The sequence below is a fragment of the Micromonospora sp. NPDC047074 genome, from assembly GCF_040643815.1.
Classification (GTDB): Bacteria; Actinomycetota; Actinomycetes; order Mycobacteriales; family Micromonosporaceae; genus Micromonospora.
This window is the reverse complement of record NZ_JBEYVB010000007.1, coordinates 38,773-51,475: the sequence shown is the minus strand read 5'-3', so window position 1 is coordinate 51,475 and position 12,703 is coordinate 38,773. Positions and strand designations below refer to the sequence as shown.

Genomic DNA, 12,703 nt, shown 5'->3' with positions numbered 1-12,703 from the left:
GATGATTCACTCGCTGACGCTCGCTCATGCCGTCACCCCGCTCCGCTCCGCGGGTGCCAGGCCGAGGGCGACCAGTTCGGCGCGGGCGAAGGCAAGCTCCGCGGCGATGCCGGCGGCCAGCTCCGCGTCGCCGCGCGGGCGTCGCCCCGCCGGCAGCACCCCCCAGGTGTACGTCTCGACGTCCAGGTGGTCGCAGCCCGCCTCGGGCCCGGCGAAGAGAGCGGCCAGCGCGGCGCGCAGCACCGGCAGGGTGGAGCCCAGCGGCGGCTCGGGCGGGGCGTGCAGCGGCACGTGGTAGTGCACCCGCCACGGCCCGGGCAGCCGCGCGGCCAGGGCGGCGTCCAGGTCGTCGGCGGCATGGGCGGGGTGCGCCGGATCCGCCGCCCCGGCGCAGCCAACCGCGCGGGTCTGGTGCAGGAAGCGCGGCTCCACCCAGGGGCGCAGCGCCGGCGTCGCCTCGGCGGGCGCCTCGATGGCGGCCGAGACCTGCACCTTCACCACCGGCAGCCCGGCGGCGCGCAGCCGGCCCAGCGCCTCGGCCGGCTCCTCCCAGGCGCAGGCGAGATGGGCGAGGTCCAGACAGACGCCGAGCCGGTCGGTGTCCAGCCCGGACAGCGCGGCGACGGCCTGCCCGGTGCTCTCCACCACGCAGCCCGGCTCCGGCTCGAACCCGACCCGGACCGGCCGGCCGGTCTCCCGCTCGACGGCCGCGAGACCCGCCGCGAGCTCGTCGAGCCGGCGGCGGGCGGCGTCGGCCCGGGCGGCGTCCCAGGGCCGCCGCCAGGCCAGCGGCAGGGTGGAGACCGAGCCCCGGGCCGCGTCGTCGGGCAGCAGGTCGGCGAGCACCCGGGCCAGGTCCAGGGTGTACGCGAGCCGCCCGCCCGTCGTCCAGTCCGGGTGGTAGACGTCGCCCTTGACGACGGGCGCCTGGAAGGCCGCGTACGGGAAGCCGTTGAGCGTGACCACCTCCAGCCCGCGGGCGGTCAGCGCGGCGCGCAGCCGGCGGCGGGCGGCCGGGTCGGCGGCCAGCTCGGCGGCGACCGGGGCGGCCAGCCACAGCCCGAGGCCGAGCAGGTCGGCGCCGGTCGCCTCGCGGACGGGCACGGCGTGGGTGTCCAGTTGGCGCAGGATCCCGGCGAGGTCCTCGGCGGGGTGCACGTTGGTGCAGTAGCCGAGGTGGACGGTGTCGCCGCCGGGATGCCGCAGCCGCATCAGCTGCCGCCGCGCAGGATCGAGTTGCCCGCCCAGGTGCCGATCGGCGGGTCGACCGCGGCGTGCTCCAGGTCCGCCAGGTCGAGCCGCCCGGACTGGCCGTAGAACTCGACCGGGTTGCGCCACAGCACCCGGTCGACGTCGTCGTCGGTGAAGCCGGCCAGCAGCATCGCCTCGCCGGTGGCCCGGGTGAGCAGCGGGTCCGAGCGCCCCCAGTCGGCCGCCGAGTTGACCAGCATCCGCTCGGTCCCGTACGCCCGCAGCAGCTCCACCATCCGCACCGGCGACATCTTGGTGTCGGGATAGATGGAGAAGCCCAGCCAGCAGCCGGTGTCCCGGACCAGCTCCACCGTCACCTCGTTGAGGTGGTCGAGCACCACCCGGCCCGGCTCGACACCGGACTCGGCGACCACGGCGAGGCTGCGCTCGACGCCCCGGGCCTTGTCCCGGTGCGGGGTGTGCACCAGGGCGGGCAGGTCGTGGGCCACGGCCAGGGCGAGCTGGGCGGCGAACGCCTCGTCCTCCTCTGGCGTCATCGAGTCGTAGCCGATCTCGCCGACCGCCACCACGCCGTCCTTGTCGAGGTAGCGCGGCAGCAGGTCGAGCACGGGCCGGCAGCGCGGGTCGTTGGCCTCCTTCGGGTTCAGCGCCACCGTGGCGTGGTGACGGACGCCGAACTGCCCGGCCCGGAACGGCTCCCAGCCGATGAGCGAGTCGAAGTAGTCGGCGAAGGTGGCGGGGCTGGTGCGGGGCTGGCCGAGCCAGAACGCCGGTTCCACCACCGCGCGGACCCCGGCGGCGGCCATCCGCTCGTAGTCGTCCGTCGTCCGCGAGGTCATGTGGATGTGCGGGTCGAAGATGCGCATCACGCCTCCTGGTCTGCGCGCAGCCGGGTGAGCAGGTCGGTGGCGTCCGCCGGCACGGTGCGGCCGGCGGCCCGCCGCTCGGCGGCCAGCCCGGCGAGCATCACGGCGAGTTCGCTGTCGGCCCGGGCGTCGAGGTCGTGCACCACGGCCAGCGGCACGCCGGTGAACACGCACTTGAGCACCGCCTGCCGCCAGGCGGCCGGGTCGAGGTGCCGGGCGTACGGGCCGAGGGCGGCGGTCAGCAGCCGGGTGTCGTTGGTGCGGATCGCGTCGTGCAGCAGCGGCACCCCGGCCGCGCCGACCGGCAGCAGCGGCAGGGCCTTGAGGACGGCGCGTTTCTCGGCGGCGTCGCCGTACCGGTAGCGGGTCTCGGCGTGCCCGGCGTGGTCGGTCGGCAGCGCGGCCAGCAGCAGCGCCCGGGCGGCCTCGTCGGCGTTCCAGCCGGGCGCGTCGGGCAGTGGCGCCCGGCCGCAGCGCCGCCCGGCGGCCGGAAAGACCTCGCCGATCGCCGCCGGGTCGGCCGCCACCCGGCGCAGTGCGGCGTCGAGCCAGTCGGGATCGGGTACGCCCCGCAGCGCGGCCCGCAGTCGATCCGGTGTCATCCCGTCTCCTCTCTCCTGCCGGCGCCCGTGGCCCCGTCCCCGTTACCGTCGTGTCGCTTCCCTCGCGGCGGCCCGCAGGAAGTCGAGCGAGCGGGCCGCGACGGCGGGGGCGGCGTGCGAGTGCCGGGGCAGTTCCACGGCGACCAGGCCCCGGTAGCCGGTCTCGGTCAGGGCGCTCAGCACCGGCGGGAAGTCGATCTCGCCGGCGCCGAACTCCAGGTGCTCGTGCACGCCCCGGCGCATGTCGTCGATCTGCACGTTGACCAGGTACGGGGCGACCTCGCGCACGCACTCGGGGACCGGCTGCGGCTCCAGGCAGCGGCAGTGCCCGATGTCGAGGGTGATGCCGAAGGGGGCCGGGTCGCCGAGTGCGGCGCGCAGCCGGCGCCAGCCGGCGACGTCCTCGACCAGCATGCCCGGCTCCGGTTCGAAGCCGAGGACGGTCCCGGTCGCCTCGGCGGCGTCGACCACCGTCGCGCAGCCGGCGACCAGCCGGTCCCAGGCGATCGTCGGCGCGACGGCGTCGGGGCGTACGCCGGACCAGAGGGAGACGGCCTCCGCGCCCAGGTCGGCGCCGATCCGCACGGCCCGGCGGAGGAAGTCGACGCGCCGGGTCGGGTCGTCGTGCAGCAGCGTCGGGGCATGCTTGTGCCACGGGTCGAGCAGGTAGCGGGCGCCGGTCTCGACGACCACGGCGAGACCGAGGGACGTCAGCCGGCGGGCGACGGCCGCGACCCTTCGGGCCAGCGCGGGCGCGAACGGGTCGAGATGCTGGTGGTCCAGGGTGAGCGCGACGCCCCGGTAGCCGAGGTCGGCGACGACCGCGAGCGCGTCGGTCAGCCGATGGTTGGCGAACCCGTTGGTCCCGTAGCCGAAGCGCAGCGCGCCGATGCCGTCGGCCGCACCGGCCACCGCCGGGTCACGGGGCGCGGGCGCGGGACGACGGGTCGGGGCGGTCATGTCGGGGACACCCTCCGGGCGAGCCGGCCGGCCAGCGGCACGGCCGCCGCCACCGCCACCCCGAGCAGCCCCGCCCCGGCGCGGGCGGTCAGCGCGCCCTGCAAGGCGGGCAGCCCGGTGATCCCGGCGCCCACCGCCGCGCGTACCCGGCCGGCCCGGGGGTCGGCCAGCACCGCGGCCTGGGCGGCGCCGTAGCGGGCCACGTACCAGCCGGCCAGCAGGGCCGGCAGCGCGGCGGCCGGCCCCCGCCGGGGGGCGCGGCCGGGCGGTTCCGCGCCCGGACCGGGACGGCGGCTCCGCACCGGCGGGGCGACGCGCGGGGCGGCGGCGCTCGCGGCGACCAGGGCGGTGCCGGCGAGGGTACGCAGCGGCAGCGCGGCGTCGGCGCCGGTGACCTCCCGACGGGACAGGGCGGTGACCGTCCAGGTGTGCGCGGCGACGGTGACCGCCGCCGGCAGCGCCCCGGGCAGCCGGCCGCCCGTCGCACCGAGCAGCACGTCCAGCCCCCGGCAGGCCGCCATCACGGCCGGCCCGGCGGGGGTGTTCTTGGCCACCAGGTCGTACCCCCAGACGGTGGCGGCGAGCGGGACGGCGACCGCCGCGGCGCGCCGGCCCCCGGCGACGGCGGCCAGCGTGACCCCGGCGGCGGTGAGCCCGGCGGCGAGGCCGAGCGCGGCCCCGGGGGTCACCCGACCGCTGGGGATCGGCCGTTCGGGACGTTCGACGGCGTCCAGCCGGCGGTCGGCCCAGTCGTTGGCGGCCATTCCCGCCCAGTAGAGCAGGACGGACGCGGCGGCCAGGGCGGGCGTGCGGCGGCCGAGCGCCCCGGCGGCGGCCGCACCGGCGACGACGTCCCCCGGCACCGACAGCGCGGCCGGCGCCCGGACCAGCTCGGCGAGGTCAGCGGCGCGGGGCATCGACGCCTCCCGCGTGCAGCCGGCGGGCGAAGCCGCACAACCGGGTCCACTGCTCGGCCAGCGAGTGGGTGGGCGTGCCGAGCGGGTCCTTGAAGAAGAAGGCGAGGTCGGTCAGGGGGCCGGCGTGGCCGGCGGCGTGCGCGGCGGCGGTGAGCCGGGCCAGGTCGAGCACGAGCGGGGCGGCCAACGCGGAGTCGCAGCCGTGCCAGGTGAACTCCATCCGCATCCCGGTGCCGAGGAACCCGGCGAAGGTGACCAGGTCCCACGCGGTCTTGAAGTCGCCCAGCGCCTCGACGTACTCGATCCGGGTGCCGCCCTGCGGCAGGTGGCCGAGGGTCTCGCCGAGCACCCGCTGCTTGCTCTCCACCTTGGCCGCGTTGGCCGCCGGGTCGGCGAGGGTGGCGCCGTCACCGCCGCCGAGCAGGTTGACCCCGGACCAGGAGCGCACCTCGAGGTGCCGCATCGCGAACATCGGTGCGAGCACCGACTTGACCAGGGTCTCCCCCGTCTTGCCGTCGTGTCCGGCGTACGGGATCCCGCGCTCGGCGGCCAGCGCCACCAACGCCGGCAGCCGCAGCCCGGTGGACGGGGTGAAGTCGACGTACGGGCAGTCCGCCAGCACCGCCGCGTACGCGTAGCGGGAGCTGGGTGGCAGCACCTCTTCGGGGCCGGCGAGCGCGGCCCGCAGCGCGTCCGGGTCGGCGTGCCCCGGGTGCGGTCGGGCGGCCGGTTCGGTGGCCGAGACGTTGACCACCACCACCCGGTCCAGGCCGTGCCGGCGCCGGAAGTCGGTGAGGTCGTGGACGGTCGCGGCGGCCCGGTCCGCCTGGGTGCCGGCGGTGGGCGCCGGGCGCAGGTCGCGTTCGACGGCGGCCAGTTCGTCGGGCAGGGCGGCGACCAGCCGGCCGGGCAGCACACCGGCGGCGGCGAGGGCCTCGGCCCGCTTGACCAGCGGGGTGGGGACGATGTCGTGCCCGCCGAAGACCAGATCGGCGAAGGTCGGCAGGGCGGGCCCGCGCAGGTCGGGCAGCTCGGTGACGCACCCGGTGGGGCCGGTGAGCCCGGCCCGCAGGGCGAGCGCCCCCACGATGCTGGTGGTCGCGACCGAGCCGCGCGCCCCCACCAGCCAGATACCCGTACGCATGGTGCTCCTTCCGGTCAGGAGGAACCAGCCGTGCATTGAGTTATATGAATATCAGAAGTTTGTTCGGAAAGATACGGATCTGTGCGGATGGGCCCCGTCCACCCGACGCCCCGGGAGCCGACCAGCCGGTGTCGACGTCGGCGGTGTCGACGCCGGTCCGGTTCCCGGTGCGGGCGCGGGCGGACGGGGCTGGCAGGCAGGGCCGGTCGGCGTCTCGTCCCTGCCTCCCCCGCATCCGCCGGCCGGGGCGACGACACGCCCGGCCGGACGTCGTGGGGTGCTGCGGCCCGGCGGGATCGCCGGGTGGTGGCGGTCCTCCGGTGCGACCGGGGAATCCCGGTCCGGCCGCGCCGGAGGACCGTCCTGCTCGTGCGTCACCGGGCCACGCCGGCCCGGCCACACGTCCTCCGGTCCCGACCTCGTCCCGGCCGCGGGGCGCAACCGCGGCCGGTCCCTCGCCGGTCGGGGCCGGAGGTGGCTCAGACGGCGACCGCGGTCAGCGCCGGCTCCACCTCGGTCCACGAGGAGCCCAGCTCCGCCGACCGTGTCACCGCGTCCAGCACGAGCTGCACCTGCAACCCGTCGGCGAAGGAGGGAGCCGGGTCGACGCCGGTGGCGACCGCCTCGACGAAGTCCCGCATCTGATGGGTGAAGGAGTGCTCGTAGCCGATGATGTGGCCGGGCGGCCACCAGGCGGACATGTACGGGTGCTCGCCCTCGGTCACCAGGATGCGGGTGAAGCCCTGCTCGGCGGCGGGTCGCGTCGCGTCGTAGAACTCCAGCTCGTTGAGCCGCTCCAGGTCGAAGGCCACCGTGCCCAGCGAGCCGTTGATCTCCACCCGGAGGGCGTTCTTGCGTCCGGTGGCGAACCGGCTCGCCTCGTACGTGGCCAGCACGCCGCCGTCGAGCCGGGCCACGAAGACCGCGGCGTCGTCCACGGTCACCGCCCCGGTGGCGGGGTGCCTGCCGTCGCCGTTGCCGTCGACCGCGCCGCCGTCCACCGAGGCCGCCAGCCCGCTCGATCCGGCCGGCAGCGGCCGTTCCTTGACGAAGGTCTCGGTGACGGCGCTGACCCCGGTGATCCGCCGGCCGGTGACGTACTGGGTCAGGTCGATGATGTGCGCGCCGATGTCGCCGAGCGCGCCGGAGCCCGCCCTGTCCTTCTGCAGCCGCCAGACCAGGGGAAACTGCGGATCCACGATCCAGTCCTGGAGGTACGTCGCCCGGACGTGCCGGATCACCCCGATCCGCCCGTCGGCGACGAGCTGACGCATCATCGCGACCGCGGGCACCCGCCGGTAGTTGAACCCGCACATCGACCGCACCCCGGCGGCCTGCGCGGTGGCCGCCGCGGCAGCCATCGCCCGGGCCTCGGCGACCGTGTTGGCCAGCGGCTTCTCGCACAGCACGTGCTTGCCGGCGGCCAACGCGGCGAGGGCGATCTCGGCGTGGCTGTCCCCGGGTGTGCAGACGTCGACCACGTCGATGTCGTCCCGGGCGATCAGGTCGCGCCAGTCGGTCGTGTACGCCTCCCAGCCGAGCCGGTCGGCGGCGTCGGCCACCTTCCCGGCGTCCCGGCCGCAGATCAGCGCCATCCGGGCCCGCGCCGGCAGGTCGTACACGCGGTTCACGGTGCGCCACGCCTGCGAGTGCGCGGCCCCCATGAACGCGTAGCCGACCATGCCGACCCGCAGTTGCCTGTCTGTCGTGGACAAGGTGGGACTCCCCCCGTGTGTCAGAACCCGAGCTTGAGGTAGTCGCCCGCGTTCTCCTTGGTGATCGTCTCGGAGGCGAGGATGATCTCCTTGGGCACCTGGAGTTCCACCAGGTCGGACATGCCCCGGCCCTGCCCGATCAACCGGGCCAGGGAGATGGCCGAGGAGGCCATCGACGGGCTGTAGGTCACGGTCGCCTTGAGCACCGTGTTGTCGGCCTGGATGTCCTCCATCGCCTTCTTCGAGCCGGCGCCGCCGACCATGAAGAACTCCTTGCGGTTGGCCTGGCTCACGGCGGCCAGCACGCCGATGCCCTGGTCGTCGTCGTGGTTCCAGATCGCGTCGATCTTCGGCAGGGCCTGGAGCAGCTGCGCCGCCTCCTGCTGCCCGGAGTCGGCCGTGAACCGGGCCGCCCGGCGGTTGGCGACCTTGAAGCCGTTCGCCGTCAGGGTGTCGACGAATCCCTTCGACCGCTCCTGGGTCAGCTCCAGCTCGTCCATGCCGGCGATCTCGCCGATCACCGGGTTGCTGACGCCCTTGGCCTTGAACTGCTCGATCATGTAGGTGGCGGCGGCCACGCCCATGCCGTAGTTGTCGCCCTTGATCTGGAGCCGGTAGGCACGCGCGTCGGGGAACGCCCGGTCCAGGTTGACCACCGGGATGCCGGCCTTCATCGCCTCCAGCCCGAACGCGTTGAGCTCCTTGCCGTCGTGCGGCAGCAGCACGATCACGTCCGGCTTCTGCGAGATCAGCGTGGACAGCGCCGCCCGCTGGGCCGCCGCGTCGGCGCCGGCCTCGACGGTCTTGAACTCCACGTCGGAGTACGCCCCGGCCTGCGCCTTGGCGTTGTTGGTGATGGCGGCGATCCAGCCGTGGTCGGCGGCCGGCGCGGAGAACCCGATGGTCACCCGCTTGCCGGGATCGCTGTTGCCGCCCGGCGCGGCCGCCGCCTTGGTCTGCGCCTCGTTCGGCTGGCTCTCGTTGCTGGTGCAGCCGGCGAGCACCACGCCGGCGCCGACGGCGGCCCCGCCGAAGAGCAGTCGACGGCGCGACACGTCGCGACTGTGCTGGGTCATGACGACCTCCTGGGTTTGACGGTGGTGGAGGAGAACTCGCGGTGCGGGACGGAACAGGGGCGTGCGGGTCCCGGCCACCGTCGTTCCGGTGGCCCGGATGCCGCGCGGTTCGGGTGCGTGCGGTGTGGGGCAGGCGGTGCGGGGCGGTGCGGTCAGGTGGTGGTGAGCCGGTTGCGGCCGAGGAACTGGGTGAGGCTGCGGAACTGGACCTGCTGGACCAGGACGGCGGCGACGATGATGCCGCCCTTGACCATGTTCTGGGCCTCGGTGGAGAGGCCGTTGATGGCGAAGAGGTTGGTGATGGTGGCGAAGATGATCACCCCGAGCAGGGAACCGATGATGGTGCCCCGCCCGCCGCTGAGCAGCGTGCCCCCGATGATCGCGGCGGCGATCGCGTCCAGCTCGTAGAGGTTCGCCATCGCCGCCTGCGCCGAGTTGGCCTGGGCGGTGAGCATGATGGCGGCGATCCCGCAGCAGAGGCCGGAGAGCGCGTAGAGCAGCACGGTGTGCCGCCTGACGTTGATGCCGGCGAGCCGGGCGGCCTCCGGGTTGCCGCCGACGGCGACCGTACGCCGGCCGAAGGTGGTGCGGTTGAGCAGCACCCAGCCGGCGGCGACCACGGCGGCCAGGATGTAGACCAGCAGCGGGATGCCGAGCAGCTCGTTGCTGGCCAGCCCGTTGATGAAGGTGTTGTCCGACACCTGGGTCTGCTTGTCGGAGATCTCGGCGGCCAGCCCCCGGGCGGCCACCAGCATGGCGAGGGTGGCGATGAACGGCACCAGCCGGCCGTACGAGATGAGCAGCCCGTTGACCAGGCCGACCGCCAGCCCGACGGTGAGCGCGCTGAAGATCATGCCGCCGGCGCCGTAGCTCTGGGTGGCCACCGTGGTGCACCAGACGCCGGCCAGGGCGACGATCGCGCCGACCGAGAGGTCGATGCCGCCGCCGATGATCACGAAGGTCATCCCGACGGTGACCACACCGACCACGGCCGCCAGCTTGAGGATGCTGAGGACGTTGTCCCACACCCAGTCCGGGTTCGAGTAGAGGTCGGATCGGGTGAGGGCGCCGATCACGATGAGCACCGCCAGTACGCCCACCAGGCCGAGGTTGCGCCGGACGCCCTCGCCGCCGTCCCCCCGCCACCAGGAGATCCGGCCCGGCGCCGCCACCTTGTGCCCGGCCCCGGCGGTCTCCGCCGGATCCACCGGCGGCGACTGTGCCGGCAGGTGCGCCACCTGCTCCGGCGCGGCCGTGGGAGTGGGACGCTCGCTCATGCCGGTGCGCCTTCCATCAGGGACCCCGCCATGACGAGGTCGAGCACGGTGTTCTCGTCGAGTTCGCCGGCCGGGGCCTCGCGGACGACCCGGCCCTCCCGCATCACCAGCACGCGGTCGGCCAGGCCGAGCACCTCGGGCACCTCGCTGGAGACCAGCAGCACCCCGACTCCGCGCGCGGCCAGCTCCCGGATCACCTGGTAGAGCTCCGCCCGGGCGCCGACGTCGACGCCCCGGGTGGGCTCGTCGAGCAGCAGCAGCCGGGTGTCGCCGAGCAGCCAGCGCCCGACCACCACCTTCTGCTGGTTGCCGCCGGAGAGGGTGCGCACCGGCCGGCGGACGTCGCGGGGGCGCAGCTCCAGGCTCTCGGCGATCCGCTCCGCCTCGTCCCGCTCCCGCCCGGCGTCGGTGAACCCGGCGCGGGCGTAGCGGGCGAAGGTCGCCAGGGTGACGTTGCGGTAGATCGGCTCACCGAGCAGCAGCGCCTGGCTCTTGCGCTCCTCGGGGGCCATCCCCATCCCGGCCCGGACCGCCGCGCCGACGCTGCTGGGGCGCAACGCCCGGCCGGCCATCCGCACCGAGCCGGCGTCGGGACGCCGCGCACCGTAGACGGTCTCCAACAGCTCCGAGCGGCCCGAACCGACCAGCCCGGCGATGCCGACGATCTCGCCGGCCCGGACCCGGAGCGAGACGTCCGCGAACTCACCGGCCCGGGTCAGGCCCTCGACCGTGAGCAGCTCCGCGCCGCCGGCCGTGCCGGTGGGCCGCTCCGGGAAGACGTACTCGATGGTGCGGCCGGTCATCCGGCTGACCAGGTCGCGCGTCGGGGTGTCGCGGGCCGGCAGGTTCGCCGCCGTGGTCCGGCCGTCCTTGAGTACGGTGACCCGGTCGCCGATCTCGCGGATCTCCTCCAGCCGGTGCGAGATGTAGATGACCGCGATGCCCTGGGCCGTCAGCTCCCGGATGATCCGGAACAGGTTGCCCACCTCGTCGTGGGCCAGCACGGCGCTCGGCTCGTCCATGATGATCAGTCGCGCCTCGTGGGAGAGCGCGCGGGCCATGCTGACGATCTGCTTGCCGGCGGCGGGCAGCGCACGCACCATCCGCCCGGGCGGGATCTCGGCGTGACCGAGCCGCCCGAGGATCTGCCGGGTACGCCGGGCCATCGTGCCCCGCCGGACGAAACCGAACCGGCGCGGCTCGTGGCCGAGGAAGGCGTTCTCCGCGACCGAGAGGTCCTCGACCAGGTCGAGTTCCTGGTAGATGGTCGCGATGCCGGCGCGCATGGCGGCCTGCGGGTTGGCGAAGGTGGCCGGCTCGCCCCGCCACTCGATCCGCCCCGAGTCGGGCCGGTGCACCCCGGCCAGCACCTTGATCAGGGTGGACTTGCCGGCGCCGTTCTGCCCGAGCAGGCAGTGCACCTCGCCGGCGCGCACCTCCAGCTGCACGCCGTCCAGCGCCCGTACGCCCGGGAAGGTCTTGACCACGTCGGTGAGGCGCAGGACCACCTCGCCCGCGACGGTGTCGTCGGGGGCCGCGACCAGTTGTTCGCTCATGACGCCTCCGCGAAGGCCACGTCGCTGGCCAGCACGGCCGCGCCGGCGACACCGGCGCGCGGGCCCAGCTCGGACAGGACGACCGGAAGGTTGCCCGTGGCCAGCGGCAACGACCGGCGGTAGACCACGCTGCGGATCTCGGCCAGCAGGATGTGCCCCAGCTGGGCGAGCCCGCCGCCGATCACGATCATCGACGGGTTGGTGAAGCTGACCAGCCCGGCCAGGACGCCACCGACCCGCCGGCCCCCGTCGCGGATCAACTGGATGCAGGCCACGTCCCCCTCGCCGGCGCCCTCAGCGACGTCCCGGGCGGTCACCGCACCCCGCGCGGCGAGCCGCTCGGCCAGCGCGGGCGAGGTGCCGGCGCGCGCCGCGGCGGTCGCGTCCTTGGCCAGCGCGGCCCCGCTGAACAGCGCCTCCAGGCAGCCGACGTTGCCGCAGGAACACATCGGGCCGTGCGCGTCGGCCTGGATGTGGCCGATGTCCCCGGCGCAGCCGTCGGTGCCCCGGTAGACCTCACCGCTGAGGTAGATCCCGCACCCTATCCCGGTGCCGATCTTGACGAAGAGAAAGTCGTCCACGGAGTGGGCGACCCCGCCGTGCCGCTCCCCGATCGCCATGATGTTGACGTCGTTGTCAACCACCGCGGGGCAGCCGTGTTCCCGGGTGAGCAGCTCGCGCACCGGGAACCGGTCCCAGCCGGGCATGATCGGCGGAGAGACCGGTACGCCGTCGCGGAAACTGACCGGCCCGGGCACCCCGATGCCGACGGCGTCCAGCCTTTCGTAGGCACCGTCCACCCTGGCCTTGTGCAGCAGCTCGTTGACGCGCTGGAGGATCACCTTGGGGCCGGTGCGGATGTCGGCCTGCTCGGCGTACGCGGCGACCGGCTCCAGCCGGCCGTTGACCACCTCGACGTCGATGGAGCTGGCCCCGAGGTCGACGGCGGCGAAGCGCAGGCGCGGGCTCAGCTCGACCAGGGTGGACCGCCGGCCGCCCCGGGAGGCGGCCAGCCCCGCCTCGGCGACGTAACCGAGAGCCACGAGCCGTTCCAGCTCCGCCAGCAGCCGGGGGCGGGGCATCTGCAAGCGGTCACCGAGCTCGGCCCGGGACACCGCCCCCTCGTCGCGGAGCAACCGCAGGAGCCGTACGTGCAGGGGCTCGACCGTCCGCACCGGACCCACCTCATCACGGGCTCGTTCACATCGACGCAATGCCGAGGTGTTGTGCCCGACACAGTAGGAGTGTTCTGTGCCACGTGTCCAGAGCTTCAGCCAACTTGACGCAAACTTTCGTCCACCTCAACAAAAGCTACCCCCGCCCCAAGAAAAGCCCTTCCCCGCACCCGCCCCACCCGCCGCCCCGCCCCCTTCCCGCG

At 74.7% G+C, this 12,703-nt stretch carries 11 protein-coding genes; all 11 read right to left on the bottom strand.

The window, feature by feature from the left end; genetic code table 11:
• Window positions 1-24: 24 nt before the first annotated feature.
• Window positions 25-1,212 carry a metabolite traffic protein EboE gene (eboE, locus tag ABZ809_RS12985; RefSeq protein ID WP_357562653.1) on the bottom strand — a complete coding sequence of 396 codons (1,188 nt, stop codon included), beginning with the start codon at window positions 1,210-1,212 and terminating at the stop codon, window positions 25-27.
• On the bottom strand, window positions 1,212-2,078 hold the full coding sequence (locus tag ABZ809_RS12980; RefSeq protein ID WP_357562652.1) for a TatD family hydrolase: 867 nt from the start codon (window positions 2,076-2,078) through the stop codon (window positions 1,212-1,214). The genes eboE and ABZ809_RS12980 overlap by 1 nt, the downstream gene beginning before the upstream one ends.
• Window positions 2,078-2,680 (bottom strand): EboA domain-containing protein, encoded by a 603-nt coding sequence (locus tag ABZ809_RS12975; RefSeq protein ID WP_357562651.1) that lies wholly within the window; start codon window positions 2,678-2,680, stop codon window positions 2,078-2,080. The genes ABZ809_RS12980 and ABZ809_RS12975 overlap by 1 nt, the downstream gene beginning before the upstream one ends.
• A 42-nt stretch (window positions 2,681-2,722) precedes the next feature.
• Window positions 2,723-3,640, bottom strand: a complete 918-nt coding sequence (locus tag ABZ809_RS12970) for a sugar phosphate isomerase/epimerase family protein (protein WP_357562650.1) — start codon at window positions 3,638-3,640, stop codon at window positions 2,723-2,725.
• Window positions 3,637-4,557, bottom strand: a complete 921-nt coding sequence (locus ABZ809_RS12965) for an SCO3242 family prenyltransferase (RefSeq protein WP_357562649.1) — start codon at window positions 4,555-4,557, stop codon at window positions 3,637-3,639. Before ABZ809_RS12965 ends, ABZ809_RS12970 begins: the two co-directional genes overlap by 4 nt.
• Window positions 4,541-5,701, bottom strand: coding sequence for an inositol-3-phosphate synthase (locus ABZ809_RS12960; RefSeq protein ID WP_357562648.1), 1,161 nt, complete (start codon window positions 5,699-5,701; stop codon window positions 4,541-4,543). The genes ABZ809_RS12965 and ABZ809_RS12960 overlap by 17 nt, the downstream gene beginning before the upstream one ends.
• Before the next feature lie 479 nt (window positions 5,702-6,180).
• A complete protein-coding gene (locus tag ABZ809_RS12955) occupies window positions 6,181-7,416 on the bottom strand; it encodes a Gfo/Idh/MocA family oxidoreductase (protein ID WP_357562647.1) in 1,236 nt (411 codons plus the stop codon).
• A gap of 20 nt (window positions 7,417-7,436) precedes the next feature.
• A complete protein-coding gene (locus ABZ809_RS12950; protein WP_357562646.1) occupies window positions 7,437-8,492 on the bottom strand; it encodes a substrate-binding domain-containing protein in 1,056 nt (351 codons plus the stop codon).
• A 152-nt stretch (window positions 8,493-8,644) separates the two neighbouring features.
• Window positions 8,645-9,769 carry an ABC transporter permease gene (locus ABZ809_RS12945; protein WP_357562645.1) on the bottom strand — a complete coding sequence of 375 codons (1,125 nt, stop codon included), beginning with the start codon at window positions 9,767-9,769 and terminating at the stop codon, window positions 8,645-8,647.
• Window positions 9,766-11,325, bottom strand: coding sequence for a sugar ABC transporter ATP-binding protein (locus ABZ809_RS12940; protein ID WP_357562644.1), 1,560 nt, complete (start codon window positions 11,323-11,325; stop codon window positions 9,766-9,768). The genes ABZ809_RS12945 and ABZ809_RS12940 overlap by 4 nt, the downstream gene beginning before the upstream one ends.
• Complete coding sequence (locus ABZ809_RS12935; protein ID WP_357562643.1) at window positions 11,322-12,500, bottom strand: ROK family protein; 1,179 nt, start codon at window positions 12,498-12,500, stop codon at window positions 11,322-11,324. The genes ABZ809_RS12940 and ABZ809_RS12935 overlap by 4 nt, the downstream gene beginning before the upstream one ends.
• Window positions 12,501-12,703: the final 203 nt, after the last annotated feature.